The organism is Streptomyces sp. NPDC051909, assembly GCF_040681095.1.
Lineage (GTDB): Bacteria > Actinomycetota > Actinomycetes > Streptomycetales > Streptomycetaceae > Streptomyces.
In genome coordinates this window covers 102,770-123,997 of record NZ_JBFAYA010000019.1, presented here as the reverse complement: position 1 = coordinate 123,997, position 21,228 = coordinate 102,770, and the positions used below count along the sequence as shown (strand labels likewise).

13 protein-coding genes are annotated in these 21,228 nt (G+C 74.3%); 7 read left to right on the top strand and 6 right to left on the bottom strand.

What is annotated here, in order from left to right; translation table 11 throughout:
• Positions 1 to 466 precede the first annotated feature (466 nt).
• A complete protein-coding gene (locus AB0M18_RS27380) occupies positions 467 to 1,033 on the bottom strand; it encodes a MarR family transcriptional regulator (protein ID WP_365762477.1) in 567 nt (188 codons plus the stop codon).
• A 142-nt stretch (positions 1,034 to 1,175) separates the two neighbouring features.
• Here AB0M18_RS27380 and AB0M18_RS27375 point away from each other — a divergent pair, with 142 nt between their 5' ends.
• A complete protein-coding gene (locus tag AB0M18_RS27375; RefSeq protein ID WP_365762499.1) occupies positions 1,176 to 2,453 on the top strand; it encodes an MFS transporter in 1,278 nt (425 codons plus the stop codon).
• Between the two features lie 8 nt (positions 2,454 to 2,461).
• Here AB0M18_RS27375 and AB0M18_RS27370 read toward each other — a convergent pair whose 3' ends face one another.
• On the bottom strand, positions 2,462 to 4,105 hold the full coding sequence (locus AB0M18_RS27370; RefSeq protein ID WP_365762475.1) for a SpoIIE family protein phosphatase: 1,644 nt from the start codon (positions 4,103 to 4,105) through the stop codon (positions 2,462 to 2,464).
• Positions 4,106 to 4,211: 106 nt separating this feature from the next.
• Complete coding sequence (locus AB0M18_RS27365) at positions 4,212 to 5,600, bottom strand: NAD(P)/FAD-dependent oxidoreductase (RefSeq protein ID WP_365762473.1); 1,389 nt, start codon at positions 5,598 to 5,600, stop codon at positions 4,212 to 4,214.
• A gap of 353 nt (positions 5,601 to 5,953) precedes the next feature.
• Here AB0M18_RS27365 and AB0M18_RS27360 point away from each other — a divergent pair, with 353 nt between their 5' ends.
• Entirely contained in the window at positions 5,954 to 6,730 is a 777-nt protein-coding gene (locus tag AB0M18_RS27360) for a helix-turn-helix domain-containing protein (protein ID WP_365762471.1), read from the top strand.
• Between the two features lie 411 nt (positions 6,731 to 7,141).
• Positions 7,142 to 9,151 (top strand): sigma-70 family RNA polymerase sigma factor, encoded by a 2,010-nt coding sequence (locus AB0M18_RS27355; protein WP_365762469.1) that lies wholly within the window; start codon positions 7,142 to 7,144, stop codon positions 9,149 to 9,151.
• A 48-nt stretch (positions 9,152 to 9,199) separates the two neighbouring features.
• Here AB0M18_RS27355 and AB0M18_RS27350 read toward each other — a convergent pair whose 3' ends face one another.
• The 3 genes from AB0M18_RS27350 to AB0M18_RS27340 form a co-directional block, all read right to left on the bottom strand.
• Positions 9,200 to 12,475, bottom strand: a complete 3,276-nt coding sequence (locus AB0M18_RS27350; RefSeq protein ID WP_365762467.1) for a BTAD domain-containing putative transcriptional regulator — start codon at positions 12,473 to 12,475, stop codon at positions 9,200 to 9,202.
• A gap of 126 nt (positions 12,476 to 12,601) precedes the next feature.
• Positions 12,602 to 13,006, bottom strand: coding sequence for a Uma2 family endonuclease (locus AB0M18_RS27345; protein ID WP_365762465.1), 405 nt, complete (start codon positions 13,004 to 13,006; stop codon positions 12,602 to 12,604).
• Positions 13,007 to 13,278: 272 nt separating this feature from the next.
• Positions 13,279 to 15,408: an asparagine synthase-related protein gene (locus tag AB0M18_RS27340; RefSeq protein ID WP_365762463.1), complete on the bottom strand. Its 2,130-nt coding sequence runs from the start codon at positions 15,406 to 15,408 to the stop codon at positions 13,279 to 13,281.
• A 543-nt stretch (positions 15,409 to 15,951) separates the two neighbouring features.
• Here AB0M18_RS27340 and AB0M18_RS27335 point away from each other — a divergent pair.
• The 4 genes from AB0M18_RS27335 to AB0M18_RS27320 all read left to right on the top strand — a co-directional run bounded on the left by AB0M18_RS27335 (position 15,952) and on the right by AB0M18_RS27320 (position 21,220).
• Positions 15,952 to 17,409: an MFS transporter gene (locus tag AB0M18_RS27335; RefSeq protein WP_365762461.1), complete on the top strand. Its 1,458-nt coding sequence runs from the start codon at positions 15,952 to 15,954 to the stop codon at positions 17,407 to 17,409.
• A gap of 145 nt (positions 17,410 to 17,554) precedes the next feature.
• The gene (lhgO, locus tag AB0M18_RS27330) at positions 17,555 to 18,754 is read left to right on the top strand and encodes an L-2-hydroxyglutarate oxidase (protein WP_365762460.1); all 1,200 of its coding nucleotides are present in this window, start codon (positions 17,555 to 17,557) and stop codon (positions 18,752 to 18,754) included.
• A 125-nt stretch (positions 18,755 to 18,879) separates the two neighbouring features.
• Positions 18,880 to 19,722 (top strand): tRNA (guanosine(46)-N7)-methyltransferase TrmB, encoded by an 843-nt coding sequence (gene trmB, locus AB0M18_RS27325; protein ID WP_365762458.1) that lies wholly within the window; start codon positions 18,880 to 18,882, stop codon positions 19,720 to 19,722.
• A 208-nt stretch (positions 19,723 to 19,930) separates the two neighbouring features.
• On the top strand, positions 19,931 to 21,220 hold the full coding sequence (locus AB0M18_RS27320; protein ID WP_365762497.1) for a PrsW family intramembrane metalloprotease: 1,290 nt from the start codon (positions 19,931 to 19,933) through the stop codon (positions 21,218 to 21,220).
• Positions 21,221 to 21,228: the final 8 nt, after the last annotated feature.

Below are 21,228 nucleotides of genomic sequence, written 5' to 3'. Positions count from 1 at the left end.
GCGGACGCTTCCTTTGTACTCACCCTCGCGGGCTTTCCTCCGGGCGCTTCCTTCGTTTCCGACTCTATCAGATCTTTCCGATCCGATTTCCTCGGCGCTTTCCGGTCCCTTTTCGACTTTCGTCGTTCCGGTCCCTTCCGGCGGTTCCGACTCTATCAGATCCTTTCGGCGTCTGATTCCCAGTCAGAGGGGGTTGTCTTCCCGGCTGTTGGGCCGTTCCGACGTCCTGAACTCTAGCGGATTTTCCCGGTGACCCGTAATCGAGCCATTCGAAATGAATTTCGGCATGCCGAAATTCGTCCCGGTCGGGAGATCATGCGGAGTTGAGGTGCCGCTACTGCGGCGGGATGGTTGTCGAAGAACCGTTCCGGCTCCGTGACAACTCGGAGAACACTACGCATCCCCGAGGGCCGTGTCAAGGATCCCCCGGGAGTCCCCCGGGAGCCCCCTGGGAGCCGGGCAGCGGCTACTCCAGGTCCGTCAGCCGGCCGCCGGCGTCGGGCTGGGTCAGCTCCACCCTCCGCAGCAGGCGGATCAGCATCTCGCCGAGGGCGCCGCGCTCCTCCGGGGAGAGGTCCTGAAGGAGCTCCTCCTCGAAGGCGGTGGCCATGCGCATGGCGTCCAGCCACTTCTGGCGGCCCTCGTCCGTCAGCTCGACGATCACGCGCACGCGGTTGTTCTCGTCGCGGTCGCGGGTCACCAGGCCCTCGCCGGCCATGCGGTCGATGCGGTGGGTCATGGCGGCCGGGGTGAGTCCGAGGCGCTTGGCGAGCTCGCCGGGGCCGAGTCGGTACGGGGCGCCGGAGAGGACCAGGGTCTTGAGGACCTCCCACTCGGCGTTGCTGATGCCGAGGTCGGCGACCTGGCGGCCGTACGCCACGTTCATCCGGCGGTTCAGCCGGCCCAGGGCGGAGACCACCTTCTCGACCTGGGGGTCGAGGTCGCGGAACTCGCGCTGATAGGCGGCGATCTGCTCGTCGAGGCTCGGTTCCTGGGGGCCCGTGGCGCCGGACTGCTCGGTGGTGTCGGACATGCGGCGAGTATCCCACGGGGCTCGTTGGCGTTGAAGTCCTTCTACGTGTATCTTTAAGGATCGAACTTTAGGATTGAAGTCTTCAGGGTTCAGGGCTACAGCACTGAACCCGCGACCGAAGTGGGTGAGTGTGACCAAGGCGATGGGCGCAGCGATGCGCCGGATTCAGGCAGGCAGCGCGCTGAGCGCGTTCGGACTCGGCTTCACCGTGCCGTACCTCTATGTGTACGTCGCTCAGGTGCGGGATCTGGGCGCGAGCACCGCGGGTGTCGTTCTGGCCGTCTTCGCCATGGCCGCACTCCTGGTGCTTCCCTTCAGCGGGCGGGCCATCGACCGGCGCGGGCCGGTGCCCGTGCTGCTCGTGGCCTCGCTGCTCGCCGCGCTCGGCGCGGTGGGGATGGGTCTTGCGGCGTCCGTGCCCGCGGCGATCGGTGCCGCGGCGCTGCTCGGCGCCGGTACGGCCGTGATGCAGCCGGCGCTGGCGACGATGATCGTCTGGTGCTCGACGCCGGCGGGCCGGACCCGCTCGTTCGCGATGCAGTTCTTCCTGCAGAACCTCGGTCTGGGCGTCGGCGGTCTGATCGGCGGCCAGCTGGTCGACGCCAGCCGGCCGGACAGCTTCCTGCTGCTGTTCTCGATCGAGGCGGCGATGTTCCTGGTGCTCGCGGGCATCGTGCTGACCGTCCGGATGCCGGGGTCGGCGGTCCTGCCGGACGCCCGTCCGGCCTCCGGCCGGGGCGGCGGGGTCCGCGCGCTGTTCGCCCACAAGGCGATGGTGCAGCTGTGTGTGCTCGGCTTCGTGCTGTTCTTCGCCTGCTACGGGCAGTTCGAGTCGGGTCTCGCGGCGTACGGCACCGAGGCGGCAGGGATCGACCCGTCGGCGCTCGGCATCGCGCTGGCCGCGAACACCGCGGTCATCGTGGTCGCCCAGTTCCTGGTGCTGAAGTTCGTCGAGCGCCGCCGGCGCACCCGGGTGATCGCGGCCGTCGGTCTGATCTGGACCGTGGCGTGGCTGTTCGCCGGGTACGCGGGCCTGGGGCACGGCAGCCAGACGATGGCGACGGCGGCGTTCGTCTCCACGTACGCGCTGTTCGGTCTGGGCGAGGCGATGCTGTCGCCGACGGTCGCGCCGCTGGTGGCCGATCTGGCTCCGGAGTCGATGGTCGGCACGTACAACTCGGCCTTCGCCCTGGTGAAGCAGCTCGCGCTCGCGGTCGGCCCGGCGGTCGGCGGTCCGATGGGGGCCTCGCTGCACGGCCCATACATCCTGACCTTCGTGCTGTTCTCGCTGGGGATCACCTTCCTGGCGATCCGGCTGGGCAGGCGGCTGACTCCGGTGCAGAACCAGCCGTCGCTCGCGGCCAGGCCCTCGCGGGTGGTGGCTCAGCACCAGCCCGCGAAGGAGACCGCCGCCGCCTGAGGCGTCTTCTAGTCAGGCAGGGCGAACTCGCACCACACCGCTTTGCCGCCGCCCGGAGTGCGGCGGCTGCCCCAGGACGAGGCGATCGTCGCGATGATCGAGATTCCGCGACCCGCCTCGTCCTCCGTTTCCGCCCTGCGGCGGCGCGGCAGGTGGTCGTCCCCGTCGGTCACCTCGATGATCAGGCGCCGGTCGGTGCGGCGCAGTCGCAGGCGCATGGGCGGGGTGCCGTGCTGGAGGGAGTTCGCCACCAGCTCGCTGGTGGCGAGGACGCCGAGGTCGCACAGCTCGACGGGGAAGCGCCAGCTGGCGAGGACGCCGGAGGCGAAGGCACGCGCGCGTGGCGCGGCCTCGATGCCGCCGAGCAGCTCCAGGGCGGCGTTGTGGAAGAGCTCGGCGTCGGAGCCCTCGCGGGCGGGGTGCTGGACGACCAGGACGGCGACGTCGTCGTCGTGGTCCGCGGTCACGCCGAGGGAGCGGAGCAGCCGGTCGCAGACGACCTGCGGGGTGCCGGTGGCGCCGGAGAGGGCGCGCTCCAGGGCGCTGACGCCCTCGTCGATGTCCTCACGGCGGCGCTCGACCAGACCGTCGGTGTAGAGGACGGCGGTGGAGCCGGGCGGCAGGGCGATGCTGCCGGAGGTGTGGAGCCAGCCGCCGGTGCCGAGCGGCGGGCCGGTGGGGTCCTCGGCGCGGCGGACGGTGCCGTCCTCGTCCCGTACGAGGATCGGGAGGTGGCCGGCGGAGGCGTAGACGAGCTTGCCCTCGTTGGGGTCGTGGACCGCGTAGACACAGGTGGCGATCTGGCTGGCGTCGATCTCGGCCGCGAGGCCGTCGAGCAGCTGGAGCACCTCGTGCGGGGGCAGGTCGAGGCGCGCGTAGGCGCGGACGGCGGTGCGCAGCTGGCCCATGACGGCGGCGGCGCGCACCCCGCGGCCCATGACGTCGCCGATGACGAGGGCGGTGCGGCCGGCGCCGAGGGTGATGACGTCGTACCAGTCGCCGCCGACGGCGGCGTCGGTGCCGCCGGGCTGGTAGGTGGCGGCGATCCGGAGGTCGTCGGGCTGCTCCAGCTCCTGCGGGAGCAGGGAGCGCTGGAGGGTGACGGCGGTCTCGCGGTGGCGGCGCTCGCTGGCGCGGAGCCGCTCGGCGGCCTCGGCGTGGTCGGTGACGTCGGCGGCGTGGACGAGGACGCCGCCGTCGGCGAGCTGCGGGCTCTCCACGGGGAGGCAGGTGACGGTGTAGGAGCCGCCGTCCTGGGTGCGGCGGGACTTCACGGTGCGGGGCTTGCCGCTGCGGAGCACCTGGTCGAGGAGGGGGAGGAGGCCGAGCTCCTCCGCCTCGGGGCAGGTGTCGGCGACGGTGGCGCCGGCGGGGCGTGGGCCGAAGGCGGCCGCGTACGCCTCGTTGACGTACGCGATGCGGTGCTCCGGGCCGTACACGAGTGCGACCAGGCCGGGGAGGCGGCCGATGATCTCCCGCACGGTGAAGTCCTCGAGTGCGGGGACGCCGTCGGGTGTGCCGGACTCGTCGGCGGGGTGGTCCGGCCGGGGCCCGTACTCACCGCGGGCGGCGGGCACGGAGCCTTCGGTCCCGCGGGACGCCGCGCGGCGCTGCGTACCGGGGAGCCGGGCGCTCCAACGGGTGAAGTTCACGGATCTGTATGCCTCGTGGTGTCGTTGCCGTGCAGAGTCACTCTGTGCAGGTGTGAGCCCACCTATGGTCACACGTCCAGTGTGGACGAGTGCACTGACAGTGATGTCAGCCCGCGGGATCGTCCGGGGACCTGTCGGGGGACGGGTCCTTCGGTGCGGGTGGGGGTGCGGCCGCGAGTTCGAATTCGGCGCGTGGGTGTTCCAGGGAGCCGAGGGAGACGATCTCGCGTTTGAACAGGCCGGACAGGGTCCATTCGGCCAGGACGCGGGCCTTGCGGTTGAACGTGGGGACCCGGCTGAGGTGGTAGACGCGGTGCATGAACCAGGCCGGGTAGCCCTTGATCTTGCGGCCGTAGACGTGGGCGACCCCTTTGTGGAGCCCGAGCGACGCGACGGAGCCGGCGTAGGCGTAGGCGTACTCCTTGAGGGGCTGCCCGCGCAGGGCGGCGGCGATGTTCTCGGCGAGCACCTTCGTCTGGCGGACGGCGTGCTGGGCGTTGGGGGCGCAGGTGGTGCCGGGGGCTTCGGCGGTGACGTCGGGGACGGCGGCGGCGTCGCCGGCGGCCCAGGCGTGTTCGACGCCGGCCACGGTGAGCTGTGCGGTGCACACGATCCGGCCGCGTTCGTCGAGCGGCAGGTCGGTCGCGGCGAGGATCGGCGCGGGCTTCACGCCGGCGGTCCACACGACGGTGCGGGTGGGCAGGCGGGTGCCGTCGCTGAGCACGGCGACGCGGTTCTCGCAGGAGTCGAGGCGGGTGCCGAGGCGTACGTCGATGTTGCGGCCGCGCAGCTCGCGGATGGCGTAGCGGCCCATCTCCGCGCCCACCTCGGGGAGGATCCGGTCGGAGGCCTCGACGAGCACCCAGCGCAGGTCCTCGGGCTTGAGGTTGTGGTAGTACCGCGCGGTGTAGCGGGCCATGTCCTCGAGTTCGGCGAGGGCCTCCACGCCCGCGTAGCCGCCGCCGACGAAGACGAAGGTGAGGGCGGCGTCGCGGATGGCGGGGTCGCGGGTGGAGGAGGCGATGTCCATCTGTTCGATGACGTGGTTGCGCAGGCCGATGGCCTCCTCGACGGTCTTGAAGCCGATGCCGTGGTCGGCGAGGCCGGGGACCGGGAGGGTGCGGGAGACCGAGCCGGGCGCGATGACCAGCTCGTCGTAACCGAGCTGGATCGCTCCGGTGCCCTCCTCCTCGGTGGCGAGGGTGGAGAGCGTCGCGGTGCGCTTGGCGTGGTCGACGGAGTGGACCTCTCCGATGACGATGCGGCAGCGGTCGAGGACCCGGCGCAGCGGGACGACGACATGGCGGGGCGAGATGTTGCCGGCGGCGGCCTCGGGCAGGAACGGCTGGTACGTCATGTACGGCTCGGGGGTGACCACCGTGATCTCGGCCGTGCGGCTCTTCAGCTCCGCCTTGAGCTGCCGCTGGAGGCGCAGCGCGGTGTACATACCGACGTAGCCGCCGCCGACGACGAGGATGCGCACAGGTTCGGTCACTGTCCCATGAGGCAACGCCTTCCGGGGTTTGTCCACAGGCCCGGCAAATTGTGTGACCGGCGGGGTACGGAGGCGTGGGGTGGCGAATGGTCCGGGCGGGACGAGAAGTCCGCAGGTCAGGGTGGGGGTGCCGGGTCGTGTGGGGGGCCGGAATCGGGAGGGTCCGGGTCCTTGCTCCGATCGGGGGGCGCACCGTACGGAACTGCCCCTTCTGAATTGACCGCGACTCAACTATGTTCGTACTTCATCGGGGTGTCGGCCGGTCGCGCGTGGACCAGAGGCGCGGCAGGGTCGGACCCCCGTGTCAGGGCGGGGAGTCTCCGGGGGGAGACATCATGAGCGGGGGAACGCTTATGCAGATTCAGGATTCGTACGGGCAGGTCCGTACGGCGCAGTCGGCGCCGAACGGGCGGTCCGCGCCGCTGCGGGTGGACGCGCAGCGGAATCTGGAGCATGTGCTCCGGGCGGCGCGCGAGGTGTTCGGCGAGCTCGGATACGGGGCGCCGATGGAGGACGTGGCGCGGCGCGCCCGGGTGGGTGTCGGCACCGTGTACCGCCGCTTCCCCAGCAAGGACGTGCTGGTCCGGCGGATAGCCGAGGAGGAGACCGCGCGGCTCACCGAGCAGGCGCGCACCGCTCTCGGCCAGGAGGACGAGCCGTGGTCGGCGCTGTCCCGTTTCCTGCGCACCTCGGTTGCCTCGGGCGCCGGTCGGCTGCTGCCGCCGCAGGTGCTGCGGGTCGGCGTGGACGACGTGGTGCTGCCGGCCGGTGCGGCGGACGACGAGGCGCGGGTGCCGCAGCAGCGGGTCTCGGTGCCGGCCGCCGGTCCGGGCGTGAACGGGCAGACGGCACAGGCCGCGTACGGGGAGCAGGGCGACCAGCGGATCGTGGCGCCGCGCGCGGTGCCGGCGGCCGAGCAGGACGACGCGGGGGCCGCCGAGCTCCTGGAGGTCGTCGGCCGGCTGGTGGACCGGGCCCGGGAGGCGGGCGAGCTGCGCACCGACGTGACGGTGTCCGACGTGCTCCTGGTGATAGCCACCGCCGCCCCCGCGCTGCCGGACGCGGCGCAGCAGGCGGCGGCCTCGGCACGGCTCCTCGACATCCTGCTCGAGGGTCTGCGCTCGCGGTAGGGGGCGAGACACCCCCCTAGGCGCCGTCGCTGAGGGAGCGCGGTTCTCGATGGTTCGCTCGATGCTCCGAGTGGACCGTCGAGCATGACACGAACGGTTGAGCGGTTACGCCCGGAGACGGGAAGTCGCCCCGGACGAGTGATAAGTGGACGCGGGGCTTCGGCGTGCCCACGCCCTGTGGCAGAGTGTCACTCACACGCCCGGCGCCCAGGCGACGTCGGGCACCCTCCTCGGCAAGGTCTCACCTGGCCTCACCGATCAGCGTCCGGAGGGACGTGCCACGCGGGCCGGTGACGGCGTCACCCGGCAGCGGGGCATGAACACGGTCGGTTCGGTCCTCCCGGGCAACGCTCAGGTTCCCAAGCCGATCAGAAACGCTTGGCCGCGTTCGGTCATACGGGGGCTTTCGCGATGAGTGGTGACAGTCGGGACGAGACGCCGGCCGCCGCCGGCACCGCGGAGGCGGGCGGGCTGCCGTCCCGGCAGGTGCCGAGCCAGGGCGGCCCGGCAGGTGCCGCGGGCACGGCGCACGGCGCGGCCCACGGAGCCGCTCCGAGCGCGCCGGCCGCCGAGGCGAGCGTGCCGCAGCAGCGCGAGGGCGGCAGCGGCGCGGCACCGGCCGCCGAACCGTTCGGCCACGCCGATGCAGACTCCGACTCCGGCTCCGTACTGCCGCCGCCGCTCGAACTGCCGCCGTCCGACGCCGAACTCGTCCAGCGCATGCGGGACGGCGACGACAGCGCGTACGAGGAGTTGTTCCGCCGGCACTCCGCCGCCGTCCGCCGCTACGCCCGCTCCTGCTGCCGGGACGCCGACACCGCCGACGACCTGACGGCCGAGGTCTTCGCCCGCACCCTGCAGGCGGTACGCGGCGGAGCCGGGCCCGAGCAGGCGGTGCGCGCCTATCTGCTGACCTCCGTGCGCCGGGTCGCGGCGACCTGGATCCGCACCCAGAAGCGCGAGCACCTGGTCGAGGACTTCGCGGTGTTCGCCGAGGACGCCGCCCGGGCCGCCGAGGTCTCCGACCAGTCGGCGACCTTCGGCGCCGGGCTCGACCTGGGCGCGGACGTCCTCGCCATGCACGAGGCCGAACAGTCGCTGGCCATGCAGGCGTTCCGCTCGCTGCCCGAGCGCTGGCAGGCCGTGCTGTGGCACACCACGGTCGAGGAGGAGTCGCCCAGCGAGGTCGCCCCGCTGTTCGGGCTCACCGCCAACGCGACCGCCGTGCTCGCCAGCCGCGCCCGCGAGGGCCTCAAGCAGGCCTATCTCCAGGCCCACGTCAGCCAGTCGCTCACCGCGGGCGGCGACTGCGCCCGCTACGCCGACCGGCTCGGCGCGTACGCGCGCGGCGGGCTGCGGATGCGGGCCGAGCGGGGCCTGCGCAAGCACATCGAGGAGTGCGCCAAGTGCCGGCTGGCCGCCGGTGAGCTGGCGCACGTGAACGCCGGGATCCCCGCGCTGCTGCCGGTCGCCGTCATCGGCTGGTTCGCCGCCGGGTACTCGCTCAAGGCCGCCGGTGTCGTGGCCGGCGGAGCCGCCGGTGCGGGCGCGGCCGGTGCCGCGGCCGCCGCGACGGGCGGCACCACCACCGGCACCACCGCCGGAGCGTCGGCCGCCGCCTCCGAGGGCCTGGGCATCCCCGCGAAGGCGGGCATCGCGGCGGTCGCCGCGGTCGCCGCGACCGCGGGTCTGGTGTGGGCGCTGACCGGTGCCGAACCGGAGCCGGTCGCCCAGCCCGCCGCCACGCCGACGGTGGCCGCGCCCGCCGAGACGCCGCCCCCGCCGGCGAGCCCGAAGCCCGCCCCGAAGCCGACGCCTCCCCCCGTACCGGCTCCGCCGCCGGCGCCGGAGCCGACGCCCACCCCGCAGAAGACCGCGCCGCCGAGCCCCCGGCCGACGCCCACGCCCACGCCGACGCCCCGGCCGATCCTGAAGCCCAAGGCGAAGCCGAAGCCGAAGACGCCCGCGCCGAAGCCCGGTCCGGCCGTCTACCAGATCAGCACGCTCCAGTACGGGATCTTCGGCGACGGCACCAAGCCCGAGGTCGACCTGGCCCGGAGCAGCCCGGTCTGGCAGCGCTCCGGCCTGACGATGGACGGCACCCGCTACGCCCACGGCGTCAGCATGCACGCCCCGTCCTCGCTGTTCATCGATCTCAACCGCCCGTGCACGAGCTACGACGCGATCGTCGGCATCGACGACATCACGGTGCCGATCGGCCCCGGCGGCGTCCGCTTCTCCGTCTTCGGCGACGACGAACGCCTCTACCGCTCCCCGGTCCTCCGCCGCGGCGACACCCCGATCCCGGTCCACGTCGCCCTCACCGGCCGCCGCACCCTGCGCCTGGTGGTGGAGGAACACACCCCGTTCGGCCAGGCGGCGGTCGCGGACTGGGCGCAGTCGCGGATCAGCTGCCGGTAGGGCGGGCACGGCCCGAGGCCTACGTCACGGTCCCGGCCGCCGGCTGCGCTACCCCTCCCCCTGCCCCGCCCCCCTCGCGTACGGCTCCGTCAGGGACAGCACCTCGTCCAGGGTGAGGCCGTGGCCCGATGCGCGGGCGGCTTCCCGGGCCGGGGCGTCGAGGGTCGCGGCGGTGCGGGTGAGGAGGGCGGTCGCCTCGTGGAGTTCGGGGAGAGCGCGCGGGACGGCGGGGCGCCAGCCGTCGGTGGCGCCGAGGACGCGCAGCGCGAGGGCGGGCTCGTCGGCGAGGGACAGCGCGGTGGCCACGCCCTCGGCGAGACCGGCCGTGATGAACTCGGCGCATCCCGAGTCCCGGGCGAGCCGCAGCGCTTCGACGGCGCGGGCGACGGCCGGTGCTCCCGCGCCCTCGTACGCCTCGATCCGGGCGGCGAGGCCGAGGATCACGGCCGCGAAGTGCGGCGGCGGGGTGCCGGTGGCGACCAGTGTGCCGGCGGCCTCGACATGGCCGCGGGCCGCGGTGACGTCCCCTTGGTGCAGGGCGATCACGGCCCGCAGGAACCGTATGTACGTCAAGGCGTCGGCCGTGTTGAGACGCTCGGCCTCCGCGTGCGCCTCGTCCAGGCCCTTGAGCGCCGCGTCCGTGTCGCCGCCCCGGAAGGCGAGCTCGGCGAGCCGGGCGGTGAGGAACGGGGCCTCGGCGTGCGCGCCGACCTCGCGGGCCAGGGTCAGCGCCTCCCGGTAGTCCTCGCGGGCCTCCTCGTGCCGACCGCGCATCATGTCGGCCTCCGCGGCGGCGCTGGCGACCTGGGCGCGTATCCAGCGGTCGCCGACCCGGCGGGACAGGGTGCGCAGTTCGGCGAGGTCGTCGTCGATGCCGGGCAGGCCGCCGGGCCAGTCGATGACCATGTGGGTGCGGAACATGAGGGTGACGCCGGTCTCCCAGTCGCCGCCGTGGCGGCGGCAGTTGGCGACGGACCGGTCGAGGAGCTCGCGGATCTCGGCCGGCCGGCTGTCGAGGTAGGCGGTGAACGGCCACAGCAGTCCGGGGAAGCGGGCGGACTCGGGGCCTTCGTGGGTGCTGAAGGCGGTGCGCACGCGGACGCCGGCGGCGGCGGTCTCCGGGTCGCCTGCGAGCTCGTCGATGTTCTGGGTCTCCACGGCGAGGAAGAAGTGGAGCATGCGCAGGTGCATGCGGGGCCAGAAGCGAGGGTCGGCCCGGTCGTCCGGGTCGGTGCCGAGGGCGAGCGTCCGGACGACCCAGGACAGGCCCTCGGGGCGGTAGTTGCGCAGCCACCAGAACCAGCCCATGGCGAAGACGAGACGGAGGGCGGCGGCCTCGTCGGGCGCGGTGACGACGGTGCGGTGCAGGGCGGCCCGGACGTTGTCGAGGTCGCGCTCGATCCGGGCGATCCAGGGGAGCTGTTCGCCGGAGCGCAGCAGGGGTTCGGCGGTCTCGGCGAAGGCGGTGAAGTGGGCGGTGTGCGCGGCTTCGGCGGCGGCGCGCAGGGCGGGGGTCTCGGCGGCGCGCTCCACCGCGTACTCGTGGATGGTCTCCAGGAGGCGGTAGCGCATCTCGCCGTCCTCGGTGGGGGTGGCGACGACGAGGGACTTCTCGACGAGGCTGCCGAGGACGCCGACGGTGTCGGGCCCCGCGTCGGCGTTCAGGGCCTCGGCGGCGGCGAGGTCCCAGCCGCCGGCGAAGACGGAGACCCGGCGCAGCAGGTCGCGCTCGGCGGCGTCGAGGAGCTCCCAGGACCAGTCGACGACGGCGCGGAGGGTCTGCTGGCGGGGCAGCACGGTGCGGGAGCCGGAGGTGAGGAGAGGAAAGCGGTCGTCGAGGCGGTCGGCGATCTGGCGCGGGGTGAGCAGCCGCAGGCGGGCGGCGGCGAGTTCGATGGCGAGGGGGAGGCCGTCGAGGCGGCGGCAGATCTCGTCGACGGCCGGGAGGTCGTCCTCGGCGCGGAAGCCGGGGCGGACGGCGCGGGCGCGTTCGGCGAAGAGGCGGTGGGCGGGGGTCGGCGGAAGCGGTTCGACGGGGCGGACGGCTTCGCCGGGGACGCCGAGGGGTTCCCGGCTGGTGGCGAGGATGCGCAGCTCGGGGCAGTGGGTGAGGAGGGTCTCGGCGAGGGCGGCGGCGCCGTCGATGACGTGCTCGCAGTTGTCGAGGACGAGGAGCAGCGGGCGGCGGGAGAGGTGCTCGACGAGGTGGGCGGTGGGGTCGTCCTGGAGGGGGACGCCCTCGCGGGCGATCAGATTGGTCTCGCGCAGGCGGAGGGCGGAGAGGACGGCTCCGGGTACGGCCTCGGGGGTGTCGAGCGGGGCGAGTTCGGCGATCCAGGCGGCGGGGCCGGCGGGGCCGGCGGCCTGGAGGGCGGTTTCCTCGGCGAGCCGGGTCTTTCCGGAGCCGCCGGGGCCGGTGAGGGTGACGAGCCGGGAGCGGTCGAGGTCGGTGCGGAGCGCGGCGAGGTCGGGCTCGCGGCCGACGAAGGAGGTGAGACGGGGGCGGATGTTGCCGGTCTCGGGTGCGGGGGCTGTGGCGGCGGCCGGGCTCGGCGCCGGTGCGGGTGCGGGTGCGGGTGCCTGTGCGGGTGCGGGTGCGGGTGCCGGTGCCTCGCCGGCGAGGAGTTCGGCGTGCAGGGCGGTGAGTTCGGGCCCGGGGTCGGTGCCGAGTGCGTCGGCGAGGGTGCGGCGGGCGCTCTCGTACGCGGCGAGCGCGTCGGCCGGGCGGCCCTCGGCGCGCAGGGCGCGGATCAGCTGGGCGTGGAAGGTCTCGTCGTAGGGGTACGCGCCGGTCAGCTCGGTGAGCTCCGGGACCAGGCCCGTGGTGGCGCCGCGCCGCAGGTCGGCCTCGACGCGCTGCCGGAGGGCGGCGAGCCGCTGGGCCTCGGGGCGGACTCCGGCGGGCTCGGGCAGGTCGGCGAGCGCGGGGCCGCGGAACAGGGCGAGGGCGGTGCGCAGCAGCGCGGCGGCGCCCTCGGGGTCCCCGGCGTCGAGCCGGGCGCCCGCCTCGCGCGCGTGCCGCTCGAACACGTACAGGTCGATGTCCTCGGGCCCGGCCACCAGCCGGTACCCACCGGGCCCCGATCCGACGGCCTCCCTGCCGAGCACCCGCCGCAGCCGCCCGACGAGCGCCTGCACCGCGGCCTGCGCGTCGAGCGGCGGCTCGTCCCCGTACACGTCGTCCACCAACTCCCCCACGGACACCGTCCGCCCGCCCCGCAGCGCGAGCGCGGCGAGCAGCGCCCGCAGCCGGGCGCCGCCGAGGGGTAGGGGCGCGCCGTGGGCGTCGAGGACATCGGTGGTCCCGAGGATCAAGTACCGCACTGGTTCATTCTCGCGGCTGCCCCCGCCGATCGCCTCGGGGTTTCCCCGGAGAGGGGCGCTCGGGGCGCGCGCCGCCGGTCTTGTCCCCAGGCTGTGGACGGGGAGGCCGGGACGCGCGGGCCGCGGTCAGAACTCGGAGGTGTCGAGCTCGAAGTCGAGCGGGAAGGGAAGCCGGGCCATCGTCCCCAGCTTGTGGGCGGCCTTGTGGGCGTAGTCCTCGCCCACGGGCTCGGAGCAGACGATGGCCTCGCCGGTGTCGCGGTCGATGAGCAGATAGACCGGGATGCCGGCGCGGGCGTAGCCCCGGGTCTTCTGTCCGCGGTCGCGACCGGCCGTGGACGGCGAGGTGACCTCGGCGACGAGGAGGACGGCGTCAGGTGCCTGCCAGACACACTCGTTGCGGAAGCTCCCTCTGGGGGCCAGGACGAGGTCGGGCAGCACCCTGCCCCCGCCCGCCAGGCCGGGCAGGACCAAGCCGATGCCCGTGTAGGCGGTCCGCCGCCGGTCCGCGTCCCAGAGCCCGCTCGACAAGCTCGGCAACCGTCTTCGCGTGGCGTCCGGTGCCGCCGACCGACGTCACCAGGACCTCTCCCTCGAAGAGTTCCACGCGCCAGCCGTCGGGGGACGCGGCGCTGAGCTGTTCGAAGCCCTCGAGCAGGCCTTCGGCGCCGCGGTCGGTTCCCGTTCTGGTCATCGCACCCTCCGTCACGTCGTGCTTCGGAGCGAGCGTCCCACCTTCACGCGCGCGTGAAGGTGTCTTCCCGACCGGCTTCACCCTCAGCGAGGGAGAGGGCGGCCGTCCCTCACGCCGGCAGCGACCGCGCCGTCGGGATCAGCGGCCCCGGCACCGCCCGGTGCCTCGGGGCTGCCGTGCCGGTCCAGCAGGAGCCGCGGCGGGCGAGGAGGCGGCGGAGCCAGAGTTCGGTGGAGACCAGGTCGGCGAGGCCGTCGAGGGGGACGGGTTCGCCGTCGGTGGCGGCGCGCAGGGCACGGCGGACCACGCGGGCCTCGATCAGGCCCGCGTCGGCGAGGAGCGGCGCGTCGAAGAGGGCCATCAGATGGGGGAGCGCGGCGCGCAGGCCCGCGCGGGTGGCGGCGGCCGGGACCGCGGGGTGCGGGGCGCCCCAGCCGGGCGGGAGGTCGTGGATGCCGGCGCCGGCGAGGACGGTGCGTAGGACGCCCGCGCGTGCGTCGGGCTGGACCCGCAGTGATTCCGGCAGGTCGCGGCAGGCCCGTACCACCTGGTTGTCCAGGAAGGGCGCGTGCAGGCGCTGGCTGCGGATCTCCGCGGCCTGCTCCAGGACCCGCAGGTCGGCGGCGGACCGCGCGAGGGCGGCACGCGCGCGTGCCTCGCCCGGGCGCTGCACGGAGGCGGGCAGGGTCGCCGCCCGGTTGAGCCGGACCGACACCTCGGCGAGCGCCTCCCCGGTCAGCCAGCGGGCCGCCGGTCCCGGCCGGGACCAGGCGAGCGCGGACAGCGAGGCCTCCAGCGGGCCGTGCGCCCCGGTGGGCGCCCGGTTGGCTTCGAGCACGCGCGTGGCGGCGGCCTCCAGGCCGGTCCGGTACGGCGTACGGGCGAGGCGCCGTGCCGCCCGGTAGACCTGGAGGGGCACCAGGAGCGCGCCCGCCGAAGGCCCGGTGGCCTTGGCGAGGGCCGTCACGGGGCGCACCAGGGAACGGCGCCGGCGGTCCATCAGGAGGTCGGCGAGGCGCGCCGGGTGGGCGTCCAGGACCTGTCGGGCGCCGAAGCCGGTGAAGTGGTCGGCGCTGCCGCCCGCGAGCCGCCGCCGGTGCCGTTCGGCCGTCACCAGAGAGGGGCCGGGTTCGTCCGTCAGCGGCCCTTCGAGGTCGGCGTACGGCAGGGCCTCCTCGCCCGCCGCGACGACCACGTGGTGCAGCCGCGGGTTGGCGGCGATCTCGCGGGCCCGGCCCAGTTCCTCCTGACTGCCGGGCGCGGTCAGATCGTTGAAGGTGACGGCGAGCAGCCGCTCCCCCGCGCCCGTGCCGTGCCCGAGGACGGTGCCGGGCACCCCGGGCAGTCCGGCCGCGAGCAGCGCGAGGGTGCCGGACGCGCTGCCGCCGGACAGGTCGGCGCCGATGCCGGGCGCGGGCGCGCCGCCGCGGGCCGCGCGCCGGTCGGCGGGCCCCATGCCGGGCACCGGGCCCGGGTCGGGCAGCGGCGCCTCGGGCGCGTGCCGGGGCGCGGTGAGCCGGGCCCGTACCGCCTCGACCAGCGCGTCCCGCACCGCCTCCACGGCCTGCCGCGGATCGGCCTCGGGCGCGGCGACGGCGAGCGAGGCGACCGTCTCGTAGCCGGTGATCTCGCGGGAGCCCTCGCGCAGGATCAGCGCGTGCCCGGGCGGCACCCGGCGCACGCCCTCGTACGGGGTGGAGTCGCGCAGCGCCTCCGGGGTCTCGGGACAGGCCAGCAGGGCCGCCAGGTGGCCGATGTCGAGCTGTGCCTCGGTGAGGTCGGCGAGCGGCAGCGCGGCGGTGCCGAAGGCGGTGCCGCCCGCCCACGGGGTGTGGAACACCGGCCGGGCGCCCGCGAGGTCGCCGGTGACGGTGATGCGGCGGCCGACCTTCACCACGGCGGTGTAGCTGCCCGCCCAGGCGGTCAGGTGCCGCAGTGCGCCCCCGCGCGCGGTCAGCAGTCCGCGCCGCAGTTCGTCGTCGCTCGCGGCGCAGCAGCCGAGGACGGCCAGCCGGGTCTGCGCGTCGATGTCCACCAGGCGCACCTCGTCGGGCCGCCAGTCGCCGACCGCCCACAGCGGGTCGGGGTCGCCCCACAGGAGTTGCGCGCCCACCGGGTGCACCGTGCGCCCCTCGGCGGGGTCGCCGACCGCGCCGGCCGATCCCGGGGAGCCGGGCGGCGCCGTGGGCGTGGCGCCGAAGCGCGCGGCGACACTGCTCCAGCCCACCAGCCACCGCATCGCCGCCTCCACAAAGGTCGAGTGGAGGACATGCTGCCATGACAACGGCGCACAGGGGGTGTCACGGGTCGCATCGCGACAAGCGCGAATGCGCCCCTGGCATGGGCCAGTTGAGACGACTCACCGAACCATCGGAATTCGGCCAATCTCAACTGCCCGGCGGGGCGGGGGTTTGTTCGACAGTCCGGGAGGCGGACGCCTCCCGGAGCCGTCCGCCGCCCGCGGGGATTGGGGCGGCGGTGTCCCCCAGCCCACCCGGTCCGGGACATCGGTCCTCGGCCAAGTGGGCCGACCCACGCAGCACTCATGGAAGCGCTCCCCCGGGTGCCGGACGAGAGCGCACGGCCGGGCGCACGGCCACACGGCGGGAGCACGAGCGACCCGGAACGGACCGCCGCTCATTCCATCCCACAACAATCTCGCCATACGGAACACCGCCCCTTAACGGTCGGGATCCGGCGAACTACGCTGTGCTTACGAATGCCGCACGCCTATGCCCGGCGTCGTGGCGGCGTCCGGGTGTCGTTGTCGAGGGGTGGCGTCATGTCCAGGGAGCAACGCGGGCCGAACGAAAAGCTCGGCACGGTTCTCGCCCTCGCGGGAATCAGCAATGCCGGGCTCGCCCGGCGCGTCAACGATCTCGGTGCGCAGCGGGGCCTGACACTGCGCTACGACAAGACCTCGGTGGCCCGGTGGGTCTCCAAGGGGATGGTGCCGCAGGGCGCCGCCCCCCATCTGATCGCCGCCGCCATCGGCCAGAAACTCGGCCGGCCCGTCCCGCTGCACGAGATCGGGCTCGCCGACGCCGACCCGGCGCCCGAGGTGGGCCTCGCCTTCCCGCGCGACGTCGGCGAGGCGGTCCGCTCCGCCACCGACCTGTACCGGCTGGATCTCGCCGGCCGGCGCGGCGGCGGCATATGGCAGTCCCTCGCGGGCTCCTTCTCGGTGAGCGCCTACGCGACGCCCGCCTCGCGCTGGCTGATCACCCCCGCCGACCCGTCGGTCGAGCGCCCGGCGCCGCATCCCGCACCGGCCGCCGGCCCGGGCCCGACCGCCGCCGGCGCGGCCGAGAACGCGGAGCACGCGCGCGTGGGGCACAGCGACGTCGCCAAGCTCCGCGAGGCCGCCGAGGACGCCCGCCGCTGGGACTCCAAGTACGGCGGAGGCGACTGGCGCTCCTCCATGGTCCCCGAGTGCTTACGCGTGGACGCCGCACCGCTGCTGCTCGGCTCGTACTCCGACGAGGTCGGCCGCGCCCTGTTCGGCGCGACCGCCGAGCTGACCCGGCTCGCCGGCTGGATGGCCTTCGACACCGGCCAGCAGGAGGCCGCCCAGCGCTACTACATCCAGGCGCTGCGGCTCGCCCGCGCCGCCGCCGACGTGCCGCTCGGCGGCTACGTCCTGGCCTCCATGTCGCTCCAGGCCACCTACCGGGGCTTCGCCGACGAGGGCGTCGACCTCGCCCAGGCCGCCCTCGAACGCAACCGGGGCCTGGCCACCGCCCGCACCATGTCCTTCTTCCGGCTCGTCGAGGCCCGCGCGCACGCCAAGGCCGGCGACGGCACCGCGGCCGCCGCCGCGCTCAAGGCCGCCGAGGGCTGGCTGGAGCGCTCCCGCGAGGGCGACCCCGACCCGAGCTGGCTCGGCTTCTACACGTACGACCGGTTCTGCGCCGACGCCGCCGAGTGCTACCGCGATCTGAAGCTGCCCCGGCAGGTGCGCCGCTTCACCGAGCAGGCGCTGTCCCGGCCCACCGAGGAGTACGTCCGCTCGCACGGCCTGCGGCTCGTGGTGTCGGCGGTCGCCGAGCTGGAGTCCGGCAACCTGGACGCCGCCTGTGCCGCCGGCACGCGTGCGGTGGAGGTGGCCGGCCGGATCTCCTCCGCCCGCACCACCGAATACGTACGGGACCTGCTGCACCGGCTCGAACCGTACGGGGACGAGCCCCGCGTCATGGAGCTGCGCGAGCGGGCCCGCCCGCTGCTCGTGACCCCGGCATGACCCGTCCGGAACGCACGGCCCGGCACGAACGGCCCCGCACGGCCCCGAACCGGCCCGCACCGGCGTGACACTCGTCCCACGGTGCGGTCGGTTTAGCCGGGATGTCAGTGGGCCAGTGCACTATCAGGGGTGGGAGGTGGCGCTGGTGTCCAGGTCGGACCGCTACGACTGTGACGTGCTCGTGATCGGCGGCGGGATCGTCGGTCTGTCGACCGCGTACGCGATCACGCGCGCCGCGCCCGGCACCCGGGTCACCGTCCTGGAGAAGGAGCACGCCCCGGCGCGCCACCAGACCGGGCGGAACAGCGGCGTGATCCACAGCGGGATCTACTACCGGCCCGGCTCGCTCAAGGCCCGCTTCGCGGTCGAGGGCGCGGCCGAGATGGTCAAGTTCTGCGCGGAGTACGGCATCCCCCACGAGGTCACCGGCAAGCTGATCGTCGCCACCGGCCGCGAGGAGCTGCCCCGGCTGCACGCGCTCGTGCAGCGCGGCCGGGAGAACGGGATCCCGGTGCGCGAGCTCGGCCCGGCGCAGATCACCGAGTACGAACCGCGGGTGCGCGGCCTGGCCGCGATCCACGTCGGCACCACCGGCATCGTCGACTACGGGCAGGTGGCGGCCAAGCTGGCCGAGGCCTCCGGCGCCCGCATCCTCTACGGCTCCCCGGTCGCTCAGGTCGACCGCCGGCCCTGGGGCGTGGCGGTGCGCACCGCGGCCGGGCGCGTGGTGCGCGGCCGGGTCCTGGTGAACTGCGCGGGCCTGCACTGCGACCGGGTGGCGCGGCTCGCCGGCGACGACCCGGAGATGCGGATCGTCCCCTTCCGCGGGGAGTACTACGAGCTGACCGACCCCTCCCTCGTCCGCGGTCTGGTCTATCCGGTGCCCGACCCCGCCTTCCCCTTCCTCGGCGTCCATCTGACCCGTGGCATCGACGGCGGCGTGCACGTCGGGCCGAACGCGGTCCCGGCGCTCGCCCGCGAGGGCTACGGCTGGTCGGTCGTCCGCCCGCGCGACCTCGCCGGCACCCTGGCCTGGCCCGGCAGCTGGGCCATAGCCCGGGAGCACTGGCGCTACGGAGCGGGCGAGCTGCACCGCTCCCTGTCCAAGCGCGCCTTCACCGAGGCGGTACGGCGGATGCTGCCGCTCGTCGAGGAGCGCGACCTGCGCCGGACCACCCCCGGCGTGCGGGCCCAGGCCGTCCTGAAGGACGGCACCCTCGTCGACGACTTCCTGATCCGCGAGTCCACCCGCACCGTGCACGTGCTCAACGCGCCCTCCCCGGCGGCGACCGCCTCGCTGCCCATCGGCCGCGAGGTCGCGGGCCGGGCGCTGGCCCAGCTGTAGGACGGACCGGGCTCCTGGGCCGCTGGGCCCGCGCGGGGCCGCGGGGCTCGCGCGGGGCCGCGGGGCTCGCGGGGGTCCCGCCGCCCCGGCAGGGCCCCCGCCCTGCCCCGTAGAATCGGGGCATTGTGTCTGAGCAGCCTGAGAACACCCCGCACACCGCCCCGGCGGCCCCCGCCTCCGACCCCGCCGGAGAGAGCGAGCAGCGCGAGCAGCGCGCCAACGAGCGCGTCGTACGGCTCGGCAGCCAGCGGTTCGCGCCCGGCGAGGGCCCGCTGGCGGATCCGGCGGGCTCGCACTACGAGCGGCGGATCCGCAGCTTCCAGCCGCGCCGCAGCCGCGTCACCGCCGGCCAGGCCGAGGCCCTGCTGAAGCGCTGGCCCGACTGGGGCCTCGACATCGACGGCAAGCGGATGCTCGACCTGGACGAGATGTTCGGCGGGCTGCCGGTCGTCCTGGAGATCGGCTTCGGCATGGGCGAGGCCACCGCGCAGATGGCCGCCGCCGACCCCGGCACCGGCATCCTCGCCGTGGACGTCCACACCCCCGGCCAGGGCAATCTGCTCGGCCTCGCCGACCGGAACGGGCTCACCAACGTACGGGTCGCCAACGGCGACGCGATCATCCTGCTGCGCGAGATGCTCCCGCCGGAGTCCCTCGCCGGCTGCCGGGTCTACTTCCCGGACCCCTGGCCGAAGAGCCGCCACCACAAGCGTCGCCTGATCCAGCCGGAGTTCCTCACGCTGCTCGCGCCCCGGCTCGCGAAGGGCGGGCTGCTGCACTGCGCCACGGACTGGGAGCCGTACGCGGAGCAGATGCTGGAGGTGCTGACCGAGCACCCCGACTTCGAGAACAGCCAGGCCGACGGCGGCTACGCGCCCCGGCCCGGATTCCGGCCGCTGACCCGCTTCGAGGGCCAGGGCCTGGACAAGGGACACGTCGTCCACGACCTGCTGTTCCACCGCAAGTAGCCCCCGCACCGGGGACCGTGGCGAGTTGTCCACAGGCTGGAAGAACCCCCTCGCCGCTGTCGGTGCCGCTGGTTAGGGTCGTTGCGTGTCGTCGAATCGCATTGCCGGACCCGCCACCGGACCCGCCACGGGTCCGGTCGCCGAGCCCGGTTCCGTCCCCGCGCAGGCGGGCGCCCCCCGCCGGGCGTTCGTCCCCGCGCCCGCTCCCGTGCCCGCGCTCGAGAGCGAGCAACCGGACTTCGCCGCCGTGCCGGAGCGGTCCAAGTGGCGCTACAAGCCACGCAGGGTCTGGCGCAGCCGGCTGGTCCGGCTGATCGCCGTGATCACCGTGCTCGCGCTGTGCGCGCTGGTGATCCTGGCGATCGTGCGGAAGGAGACCGGCACCGAGGGCTTCCTCGTGGGTCTGGGCCTCGCGGTGCTGCCGGTGCCGCTGCTCGTCCTCGCGTTCCGCTGGCTCGACCGGGTCGAGCCGGCCCCGTGGAAGAACGTGTTGTTCGCGCTCGCCTGGGGTGCGTTCGCCTCGACGCTGGTGGCGATCTTCGCCAACTCCTTCGCCGTGGAGTGGATCAGCAGCGCCACCGCCGACCCGGGCTCCGCCGAGTCGCTGGGCGCGACCGCCGTCGCACCCGTCGTGGAGGAGACCGCCAAGGGCGCCGCGGTGCTGCTGCTCTTCCTCTTCCGCCGCAAGGACTTCACGGGCCCGGTCGACGGCCTGGTCTACGCGGGCTTCACCGCCACCGGCTTCGCCTTCACGGAGAACATCCTCTATCTGGGCAACGCGTTCGGCGAGGACCAGGACGTCGGCTCGGGCGGTCTCGGCACCACGATGGCCACGTTCTTCGCGCGGGTCATCATGTCCCCGTTCGCGCACCCGCTGTTCACCTCGCTCACCGGCCTCGGCCTCGGCTTCGCCGCGCTGCTCCCGGCCGGCGCCCGCTTCCGCCGCACCCGGCTGTGGCTGCTGCCACTGGCCGGTCTGCTCCTCGCGATGGGCCTGCACGCCCTGTGGAACGGCTCGGCGACCTTCCACCCGCTGGCCTTCGTCCTCGTCTACGGCATGTTCATGGTGCCGGTCTTCGGCCTGGTGACCTGGCTCGCGATATGGAGCCGGCAGAAGGAGCTGCGGACGATATCCGGCGAGCTCCCGGCCTACGCGACGGCCGGCTGGCTCGCTCTCGACGAACCGCTCGCGCTCTCCTCCATGCGGGCCCGCTCGATGGCCCGCGGCTATGCGGCCCGCGCCTTCGGCAAGCCGGGCGCGCAGGCCGTCGGCGAGTACGAGGCCTTCGCCACCACCCTGGCCTTCCTCCGGCACCGGGCCCGCCGCGGGCAGGTCCCGCAGGACTTCACCGCCCGCGAGCAGGAGCTGCTGCACCACCTGTGGCAGCGCCGCCAGGTGGCCTCACCCGCGCTGACGTACGCGGCCCGCGCGACCGGTCGGGTGTGGTCGCCGCCGCAGTACCTGGACTACGGCGGCTTCAACCCGTACCGGAGCTAGCGGACACC

Excerpts from the sequence above, each read along its gene's own strand:
- AB0M18_RS27380 (WP_365762477.1), bottom strand. The coding sequence starts at position 1,033 with ATGTCCGACACCACCGAGCAGTCCGGCGCCACGGGCCCCCAGGAACCG.
- AB0M18_RS27375 (WP_365762499.1), top strand. The coding sequence starts at position 1,176 with ATGGGCGCAGCGATGCGCCGGATTCAGGCAGGCAGCGCGCTGAGCGCG.
- AB0M18_RS27360 (WP_365762471.1), top strand. The coding sequence starts at position 5,954 with ATGCAGATTCAGGATTCGTACGGGCAGGTCCGTACGGCGCAGTCGGCG.
- AB0M18_RS27355 (WP_365762469.1), top strand. The coding sequence starts at position 7,142 with ATGAGTGGTGACAGTCGGGACGAGACGCCGGCCGCCGCCGGCACCGCG.
- AB0M18_RS27340 (WP_365762463.1), bottom strand. The coding sequence starts at position 15,408 with ATGCGGTGGCTGGTGGGCTGGAGCAGTGTCGCCGCGCGCTTCGGCGCC.
- AB0M18_RS27335 (WP_365762461.1), top strand. The coding sequence starts at position 15,952 with ATGTCCAGGGAGCAACGCGGGCCGAACGAAAAGCTCGGCACGGTTCTC.